We start from the raw sequence: 8,477 nt of genomic DNA, 5'->3' as shown, positions 1-8,477 counted from the left end.
CCGAGGACCGCCCGGGCAACGAGGCGGCCGACGCCCCCGATCAGCCAGCCACAGATAACGGACTCGGAGCGATCGCCGGCCAGTATGCCGCGAAAGCCGGCGTGCGGCAGGACGAAAGCGGACGCATAGATGTCATGCAGTCCATCGGCGGAGTGCGCGGACTGGCCGAAGCCATACTTCCCGGCCTGCTGTTCACCGTTATCTTCACCGTGGCGCGGGACCTGCAGCTCTCACTCATTGTTGCCCTCGCAGTCTCAGCGGTCTTCGCCGTCGTCCGCCTGCTCACCAAAACGCCGCTGACCCAGGCACTGTCCGGGCTGATCGGCGTGGGCATCTGCGCGTTTGTTGCCAACCGAACGGGCAACGCGGAAGACTTCTTTCTTCCCGGATTCTTCACGAACGCCGCCTACATCGTGGGCATGGTGATTTCCATTGCTGTCCGCTGGCCCCTGGCGGGACTGCTCTTCGGTTTCATCCGGGGGGAGGGCACCGACTGGCGCAAGCACCCGGCGCGGATCAAGGCCTACTCACTTGCCACCTGGCTGATTATCGCAGTACTCGCCTTGCGGCTCATCGTGCAGGTGCCGCTGTACCTCGTAGATAACATCGCCGCCCTCGGCGCCACCCGTGTGGCCATGGGTGTCCCACTCTATGCACTGGGGCTTTGGTTCGCCTGGCTTGTATCGCGTCCGGCGCTCGAGAAGCAGCAGCATCCGCCGGCGTAAGGGGACGTCAGGTAGCGGACCGTAATGCCGCCCGCAGAGCGTCCTCGGCTGCGATCGCGGCAACAAAGAACAGTTCATCACCGGCCTCGACAACGTCGTCGGGGCTGGGAGTGATGGGAGCGTCGTCGCGAAGGATCGCAACTGCCGTGCAGTCCGCGGGCAGCTCGATTGACCCCAGCGTTCGCCCGATAAGGGACGAATCATGGGGCACAGTGAACTCGACAATGGCAGACACGCCGGTCTGGAGGGTCAACAGGCGCACGAGGTCGCCGATTTCGACCGCCTCTTCCACCAGGGCTGTCATCAGGCGCGGTGTGTTGACTGCGACATCGACGCCCCAGGAATCGTCAAACATCCAATCGTTCTTGGGGTTGTTCACCCGTCCCACGGTCCGTCCGACGCCGAACTCGCTCTTGGCCAGAAGCGAGACCACGAGGTTCACCTTGTCGTCGCCGGTAGCGGACACCACGACGTCGGCCTCTTCCAGTTTCGCGTCCTTGAGGGTGGTCAGCTCGCACGCGTCACCGATCAGCCAGCGTGCGCCCTTCAGCCCACTGCGGCCCACCACCTCCGGCTTCTCATCGATGAGGAGGATGTCGTGGTTGTTGGACAGCAGTTCACGTGCGATCGAGGATCCGACGCTTCCCGCGCCGGCAATGACAACCTTCATTCCTGCTCCTCCCGCGGCTGCTTCGAGAGCACCCGAGCCACTTCGTCTGTTGCGGCGGTCTCCATCATGGCGTGCACAACGTCGCCTTCCTGGTAACTGGTTCCGCTGCCCGGCAGCATTCCCTCGCCGAAGCGGGTGAGGTAGGCAACCCGCACGCCGGCAGCTTTTTCGATGTCCTTGATGGAACGTCCCAACCAGCCGTCGTGGAGGTTGAGTTCACCGAGGATCAGCCGCCCTGAAGACTCGCGGAAGTCACCGTTGATGCTCTGCTCGGGGAGGATCCGGCGGAGGACCTGATCTGCGCTCCAGCGGACCGCCGCCACCGTGGGGATACCGAGGCGCTGGTAGATCTCTGCACGGCCTGGATCGTAGATCCGTGCGACGACGTGCGGTACGTGGAAGATTTCCCGCGCCACCCGGGTCGCCAGGATGTTGGAGTTGTCTCCGCTCGACACCGCGGCGAAAGCGTACGCGTTTTCGATATCGGCGCTCTTCAGGGTGTCACGGTCGAAGCCTACGCCCGTCACCTTGCGTCCGCCGAAGGAGCCGCGCAGCCTGCGGAACGCCCGGTCATCCTGGTCGATGATCGCCACGCTGTGGCCGGATTCGTCCAGCGTGTGCGCCAGGCTCACGCCGACCCGTCCGCAGCCCATGATTACGAAATGCGCCACTGCGCCACCCCTGCTTGTCTGCTGCTGGTTATCCCACAAGCCTAGTGGAGGTCGGGGCGTGCAAACGCGCTAGTCTGTGGGCTGTGCTGACTTTCTTCGAGGCCGCCAAACGGGTGTTGGTGGGCAAGCCGTTCCGCAACGACCGGCTGCGGCATGAAACGCTGCCGAAGAAGATCGCGATGCCGCTCTTTTCGACCAGCGCCCTCTCGTCGACCGCCTACTCACCCGACGAGATCCTGCTCACCCTTGCGCTGGCCGGTGTGTCAGCCGTCGCGGTGTCTCCCTGGGTCGGCCTCGCGGTCATCGTGGTTCTGTTGGTGGTCATCGCCTCCTACCGCCAGTCCGTCCACGCCTACCCTTCAGGTGGCGGTGATTACGAGATAGCCCGCCGCAACCTGGGGGATGGCGCCGGAGTTACGGTCGCTGCGGCGCTCATGGTTGATTACGTCCTCACAGTGGCGGTATCCGTATCGGCAGGGGCGCACTACGTCATCTCCCTCGCACCGGCGCTTGCAGGCACGCAGACCGCCCTGGCAGCGGCCGCCGTCGTCGTGTTGGTGGTTGTCAACCTTCGGGGGTTCACGCGCGACGCGCGCGTGCTTGCTGTTCCGTCCTATGTGTTCATGGCTGCGATCCTCGCCCTGTGTACTGCCGGCTTTGTCCAGCGGCTCACCGGAACACTGGGCGAGGCGCCGAGTGCGCGCTTCGAGATCATTCCCGATCCTGCCTTCGAGAGCGGACTGGTGGGGCTTGCCGGCGCGCTGCTGATCCTGCGCGCCTTCTCCTCGGGCGCGGCGGCGCTGACGGGAGTGGAGGCTCCGAGCGCCAACGTTCCGAGCTTCGAGCGTCCGCGGGCGAAGAATGCTGCGAGCACTCTCCTCATCCTTGGGATCGTCGCATCGCTGATGACTGCAGGAATCATCTATCTCGCCAACGCCACCCGGGTGCACGTGGTCCAGAACCCGGCCGAGCAACTGCTGCTCAATGGTGAACCGGTGGCAGGGTCCTACATCCAGAATCCGGTCATCAGTCAGCTCGCCGGGACCGTCTTCGACGGCGGAAGCGTGCCTTTCATCATCGTCGTCGGAGCGACTGCGCTCATCCTGTTGCTCGCGGCGCACAGCGCCTTCAACGGTTTCCCTGTCCTTGCATCCATCCTGGCCAAGGACGGATACCTTCCACGCCAGTTGCGTACCCGCGGGGACCGCCTGACGTTCAGCAATGGGATCATGGCGCTCGGCCTCGGAGCTATCCTGCTGATCTTCATGTTCCGCGCGGACGTCACCCAACTGGTGCAGCTGTACATCGTCGGCGTCTTTGTCTCCTTCACCGCTACCCAGCTCGCCCTGATCAAGCACTGGAGCCGTGAGCTGCGCAGCACTGTCGACAAGAAGCGCCGCTGGCAGATGAACAAGTCCCGCGCCATCAATACCGTAGGGTTCCTGCTGACTGCGGCCGTGCTGGTGGTGGTACTTGTGACCAAGTTCGAGTTCGGCGCCTGGATTGCGGTCCTGGCCATGGTGGTGTTGTTCGCGGTGATGCTCAGCATCAAGGCGCACTACGACCAGGTAGCCCGGGAACTCGCCATCGACGACGCCGCGTCCGCCCGTGCCTTGCCTTCACGGGTGCATGCCGTGATTCTTGTCTCCCATGTGCGCAAGCCAGTGCTGCGTGCCCTCGCCTTCGCCCGGGCATCCCGACCCTCACGGCTCGATGCGATCGTGGTCGATGTGGACCCCGAGGAAACGCGGCGAACCCTCGAAGACTGGGACCGCCTCGAAGTGCCGGTGCCGATCACGGTCCTGGCTTCCCCCTACCGCGACACCATCCAGCCGATCATGGACTACATCCAGTCCATGCGCCGTGACTCTCCGCGGGACCTCATTGTGGTCTACATCCCCGAGTACGTTGTGGGCAAGTGGTGGGAGCAGCTGGTGCATAACCAGACGGCGCTGCGCATTAAGACCCGGCTCCACTTCGAGCCGGGGGTTATGGTGGCAAGCGTGCCATGGCAGCTGGCATCCTCCGATGCCGCCCGAAAATTCCAGGACCTCAGGTGACCCACACTCCAGAAATCGAACTAACCATCGGCCCACCCGCCCACGGCGGGCACTTTGTTGCCCGGCACGAGGGCAGGGTGATCTTCGTGCGCCACGCCCTGCCGGGTGAGGTGGTGAAGGCCCGTCTCACAGAGCACGACGACGACGCCCGCTTCTGGCGTGCCGACGCCACCGACGTCGTTCAGGCGTCGCCGGACCGCGTGAACCACCCGTGGCCGCTTGCTGACGCCGTCCTGGCGGGCATGCGGGGAACGCGGCCGGTGGGTGGCGCGGAGTTCGGCCATATCGACCTCCCAGCCCAGCGCAGGCTGAAGGCGGAAATCTTTCGGGAACAGCTCCATCGGCTGGGGAAAGTGGACCGGGAGATCACTGTCGAGCCCGTCCCGGACGAGACCCCCGACGGATTGGGATGGCGCACCCGCGTGGGTTTCGCTGTCAACGGCGACGGGCATCTTTCGATGCACGAACACCGCTCGACCGAGCTGATTCCCGTGGCGGACATGCCGCTGGCCGTCTCCTCAATCAATGACCTCGCGTTGTGGAACCTGAACTTCAGCGGCGTGGACGGTGTTGAAGTCGCCGCGGGGTCGGGAGATGACGAGCCGCTGGTGCTGCTCCTGGCGGCACAGGATGCTCCCAATCGGGAAGTTCGCGCGCTGGCTGATCAGATTCAGGGTGCGTCGGTGGCCGCCTGGAATCCCGAGTCCGGGACCCTGACACGCCTGCGCGGCCGCACGTGGGTCCGCGAAGTTGTCGGTGACAATAGCTTCCGGGTCACCGGCGAAGGGTTCTGGCAGATTCACCGCAGTGCACCGCGGGTATTGACGGAAGCGGTGCTCGGAGGACTCGAACCGTCATCCGGACAGCGTGTTGCAGACCTTTACGCCGGCGCGGGACTTTTCACGGCAGCACTTGCCGGAGAGGTGGGGGATTCCGGTGCAGTGCTTTCAGTCGAGGGTGCCCCCGCCGCGAGCCGGGACGCGCGACGAAACCTGCACGGTCAGGCACACGTCGACATTGTGCAGGGGAAGGTCGAGAAGGTGCTGCGGGAGCGCCGGCCGCACCTTGACGCGGTCGTCCTGGATCCTCCCCGGGCGGGAGCGGGAAAGGAGGTTGTCCGTGCGATTACCGGCACCGGCGCACAGGCGGCCGTGTACGTCTCGTGCGATCCGGCTTCCTTCGCGCGGGATGTCGCCTACTTTGCGGCCGCCGGATGGCAGCTGGACTCCCTGCGAGTGTTCGACCTGTATCCGCACACCCACCATATGGAGTCAGTCTCTGTTCTCCGTCCGGCCTGAACGCACCCGGTTGCCCGCAACCGGCTAGGATGAAAACGGTTGTTCCGCGTGGACTTCGCAGCCTCCATTCGCCGCGAAAAACCGATACCTGCTCCCCTGGAGTCTTAGGTGCTCCTAAGTAGCAGCTCGCGCCCGCCGGAACAAAGATAGAAGACGGCGAGAGGAGTCCTGACATGAGTAGTGTGGACAGCTTCGGTTCCAAAGGCGTACTAGACGTCGCCGGTGCCGAATACGAGATTTTCCGGTTGAATGCAGTTGAAGGCGCCGAGAGCCTTCCGTACAGCCTCAAGGTTCTGCTCGAGAACCTGCTGCGCACCGAGGATGGTGCAAACATCACTGCGGATCACATTCGCGCACTCGCGAACTGGGATGCCGACGCCCAGCCAAACACCGAAATCCAGTTCACCCCGGCGCGTGTCCTGATGCAGGACTTCACCGGCGTGCCCTGCGTGGTGGACCTGGCGACCATGCGCGAAGCGGTGAAGGAGCTCGGCGGAGACCCGGCGCGCGTCAACCCGCTTGCACCTGCAGAAATGGTCATCGACCACTCCGTGCAGATCGACGTCTTCGGTAACTCCGATGCCATCCAGCGCAACATGGAAATCGAGTACGAGCGCAACGGGGAGCGGTACCAGTTCCTCCGCTGGGGCCAGACCGCGTTCGACGACTTCAAGGTTGTACCCCCGGGAACCGGCATCGTGCACCAGGTCAACATCGAGTACCTGGCGCGCACCGTGATGACACGTGAAGTTGAAGGTACCCTCCGGGCCTACCCCGACACCTGCGTCGGCACCGACTCGCACACCACCATGGTCAACGGCCTCGGCGTGCTCGGCTGGGGCGTCGGTGGCATTGAGGCCGAGGCAGCAATGCTCGGCCAGCCCGTTTCGATGCTCATTCCGCGGGTTGTCGGCTTCAAGCTCACCGGTGCCATCCCGGCGGGCGCAACTGCCACCGACGTCGTCCTCACCATCACGGAGATGCTGCGCAAGCACGGCGTCGTCGGCAAGTTCGTCGAGTTCTATGGCGAAGGTGTTGCCGAGGTTCCGCTGGCCAACCGCGCCACCATCGGTAACATGAGCCCGGAATTCGGCTCCACCGCAGCCATGTTCCCGATCGACGATGTCACCCTCGAGTACCTGCGCCTCACCGGCCGGTCCGAAGAGAGCGTTGCGCTGGTCGAGTCCTACACCAAGGAACAGGGTCTTTGGCATGATCCCTCGCGTGAGATCCGTTTCTCCGAGTACATCGAGCTGGACCTGTCCACGGTTGTTCCGTCGATCGCAGGCCCCAAGCGCCCGCAGGACCGTATCGAGCTGACCAAGGCCAAGGAACAGTTCCGCAAGGACATCCACAACTACACCGGAAGTGCCGACGAGGCCGCACTGGATGAAGCACTCGAAGAGTCCTTCCCGGCCTCGGACGTCCCGGCCATGACGTCGACCCTGAAGCATTCGGCCGCAGCGTCGGCCACCGGGCGTCCGTCCCGGGCGGTCACGGTGAACATGAGCGACGGCCGCGAGTTCGTGCTCGATCACGGTGCCGTCACCATTGCTTCGATCACCTCGTGCACCAACACCTCGAACCCGTCGGTGATGCTCGCTGCCGCCATCCTGGCGCGCAACGCTGTGGAGAAGGGCCTCACCTCCAAGCCCTGGGTCAAGACCTCTGTTGCCCCCGGATCGAAGGTTGTCACCGACTACTACGACAAGTCGGGCCTTACCCCGTACCTGGAGAAGCTTGGCTTCTTCATCGTCGGCTACGGCTGCGCCACCTGCATCGGAAACTCAGGGCCGCTTGAGGAAGAGATTTCCCACGCGATCCAGAACAACGACCTCTCCGTTGCCGCGGTGCTCTCAGGCAACCGCAACTTCGAAGGCCGCATCAACCCGGACGTGAAGATGAACTACCTCGCGTCACCGCCGCTGGTCATCGCCTATGCTCTCGCGGGCACCATGGACTTCGATTTCGAGAACGATGCACTCGGACAGGACGAGTCGGGCAACGACATCTTCCTACGGGACATCTGGCCGAATGCCACCGAGGTGCAGCAGGTCATCGATTCCTCGATCGACGAGGACATGTTCGCCAAGGGTTATGAGGGCGTGTTCGACGGCGACGACCGCTGGAAGGCGCTGGACACCCCCGAGGGTGACACCTTCGCCTGGAATACGGAGTCCACTTACGTCCGCAAGCCCCCGTACTTTGAGGGCATGCAGGCACAGCCGGAGCCGGTTGCCGACATCGAGGGTGCACGCGTCCTCGCGAAGCTCGGCGATTCGGTCACCACCGACCACATCAGCCCCGCGGGCTCGTTCAAGTCTGACAGCCCCGCGGGCCGCTACCTCCTCGAGCACGGCGTCGCCCGGAAGGACTTCAACTCCTACGGGTCCCGCCGCGGTAACCACGAAGTGATGATCCGCGGCACCTTCGCCAACATCCGCCTGCGCAACATGCTGCTGGACGGGGTGGAGGGTGGTTTCACCCGCGACTTCACCCAGACCGGGGGCCCTCAGGCGTACATCTACGACGCCGCCATGAACTACCAGGCCGCAGGCACACCGCTGGTGGTTCTGGCGGGCAAGGAATACGGATCGGGCTCCTCCCGCGACTGGGCCGCCAAGGGAACCGCGCTGCTCGGAGTGAAGGCCGTCATCGCTGAAAGCTACGAGCGCATTCACCGGTCCAACCTGATCGGGATGGGCGTACTGCCGCTGCAGTTCCCCGCCGGCCAGAACGCTGCCACTCTGGGGCTGACCGGTACCGAGACCTTCTCGATCGAGGGCGTCACGGAGCTGAACAACGGCAACACACCGGCCACCGTCAAGGTGACCGCCACACCGGAAGAAGAGGGCAATCCCGTGACGTTCGACGCGGTCCTGCGCATCGACACCCCGGGTGAAGCCGACTACTACCGCAACGGTGGAATCCTGCAGTACGTACTGCGCCAGCTGGCAGCAGCTTCCTGATTCACCACTTATCCAGAACACGCCGCGTCCGGTTCAGGACGCGGCGTGTTCTGCGTTGAGGGCAGGTCGGCTCCGAGCCAGGGC

Annotated in this window: 6 protein-coding genes; 4 read left to right on the top strand and 2 right to left on the bottom strand. The window is 64.2% G+C overall.

All coding sequences use genetic code 11. The features are described from left to right. Positions 1 to 725 (top strand): DUF3159 domain-containing protein (locus tag RIF85_RS06280; RefSeq protein ID WP_375164830.1); only part of this gene is annotated, 725 nt, incomplete at its 5' end. 7 nt (positions 726 to 732) lie between these two features. Here RIF85_RS06280 and RIF85_RS06275 read toward each other — a convergent pair. Next, complete coding sequence (locus tag RIF85_RS06275) at positions 733 to 1,395, bottom strand: TrkA family potassium uptake protein (RefSeq protein WP_309071056.1); 663 nt, start codon at positions 1,393 to 1,395, stop codon at positions 733 to 735. Further along, on the bottom strand, positions 1,392 to 2,066 hold the full coding sequence (locus tag RIF85_RS06270; RefSeq protein ID WP_309071055.1) for a TrkA family potassium uptake protein: 675 nt from the start codon (positions 2,064 to 2,066) through the stop codon (positions 1,392 to 1,394). Before RIF85_RS06270 ends, RIF85_RS06275 begins: the two co-directional genes overlap by 4 nt. Before the next feature lie 83 nt (positions 2,067 to 2,149). On the opposite strand from RIF85_RS06270, the gene RIF85_RS06265 reads away from it, so the two are divergent. From RIF85_RS06265 to acnA, 3 genes are all read left to right on the top strand, one after another. Beyond that, the gene (locus RIF85_RS06265) at positions 2,150 to 4,126 is read left to right on the top strand and encodes an APC family permease (protein WP_309071054.1); all 1,977 of its coding nucleotides are present in this window, start codon (positions 2,150 to 2,152) and stop codon (positions 4,124 to 4,126) included. After that, positions 4,123 to 5,424, top strand: a complete 1,302-nt coding sequence (locus RIF85_RS06260) for a TRAM domain-containing protein (protein ID WP_309071053.1) — start codon at positions 4,123 to 4,125, stop codon at positions 5,422 to 5,424. The genes RIF85_RS06265 and RIF85_RS06260 overlap by 4 nt, the downstream gene beginning before the upstream one ends. Before the next feature lie 173 nt (positions 5,425 to 5,597). Then, the gene (gene acnA / locus RIF85_RS06255; protein WP_309071052.1) at positions 5,598 to 8,393 is read left to right on the top strand and encodes an aconitate hydratase AcnA; all 2,796 of its coding nucleotides are present in this window, start codon (positions 5,598 to 5,600) and stop codon (positions 8,391 to 8,393) included. Positions 8,394 to 8,477 lie beyond the last annotated feature (84 nt).

The organism is Arthrobacter sp. (genome assembly GCF_031179385.1).
Taxonomy (GTDB): domain Bacteria; phylum Actinomycetota; class Actinomycetes; order Actinomycetales; family Micrococcaceae; genus Arthrobacter_D.
The sequence above is the reverse complement of the archived record's forward strand: the minus strand, read 5'-3'. Positions and strand labels throughout refer to the sequence as shown.